The organism is Pseudaminobacter soli (ex Zhang et al. 2022) (genome assembly GCF_014595955.1).
Taxonomy (GTDB): Bacteria; Pseudomonadota; Alphaproteobacteria; order Rhizobiales; family Rhizobiaceae; genus Kumtagia; species Kumtagia pseudosoli.
Window position 1 is genome coordinate 1 of record NZ_JABVCF010000044.1, and the last position, 910, is coordinate 910.

Consider the following 910-nt stretch of genomic DNA (forward strand, 5'->3'; position numbering starts at 1 on the left):
CTTGACGCGCTCCGGGACGCTATCGGACGGATCATCCGTCACACCGAACGTCTCTATGCGGTCATGTATAGTGGGAATGTTCTAGCCGATATGCGAGCCCAGAGCGCTTGGGATAATGTCCTGAAGGCGGTATACGACGCATCGGGCATCGCATTACCCAACCTTACACTTGAGGATGTGGCCCTCGTGTACCCGCTCGCGTCGAGCAGGATCCATCATCGAGCAAGGCCATTTGCAACCCGCCGTCCATGATGGCGCTGCTCGCGCGCCGCGTCGTGCTGCTTGCTTTCCGCCCATTTGCAGCACTCAATCATCGCGGCCCATTTCCTCGAGCTCCACCGTTGCTGCGGCGCCGCACGACTCAGCTCAAGAAGCGACTTCGGCATTACGCGCGGCAGCGGGAGCTCGTCGTGGAATAGCCGGCGGAAGAGCCAAAACGACTTCTCCCGGAGGATTTGAATCCTTCCTCGCGGCTAAGAGATCAACGAACTCGAACACCCTAAGGATTCCCTTGGGCATGAGGCCCGGAGCTTGTCATTTTCGTATGTCACCTTAATCGTGTTCAGAGCAATGTGGTCGGGCGACCACGACGTGCAGAAGGTTATCGCGGTTTTGCCCTGGCGCAGGAAGGTCGCTGGGCGGTCACGAACATTCTGCGCTGAGTGAAGAACTCCTGTTCATGCGCCGTCGGTTCAGCCATCTTGTTGGTGAACTCGTCCAGCCAGACGGCTTCTTCTCCCTCTTTGAGTTCGGCCGTGTCGAGCCTACCCTCGAGTGCCAGCTTGATCCGGCTATAGTCGAAAGTGCTGGAACGTTCGATTGCCCGACCGATCTTTAGCCAATGGGCGATCTGCCCTGCAACAGACCGGCTCTGAAGATCCGCCTCCCGGCGGACGAGTGCCATAATGTC

At 58.4% G+C, this 910-nt stretch carries 1 protein-coding gene; it reads right to left on the minus strand.

Annotated elements, in window-relative coordinates:
* Nucleotides 1-601 precede the first annotated feature (601 nt).
* The coding region (locus tag HUI96_RS29010) for a TA system antitoxin ParD family protein (RefSeq protein WP_188258171.1) at nucleotides 602-910 on the minus strand (309 nt) is incomplete at its 5' end.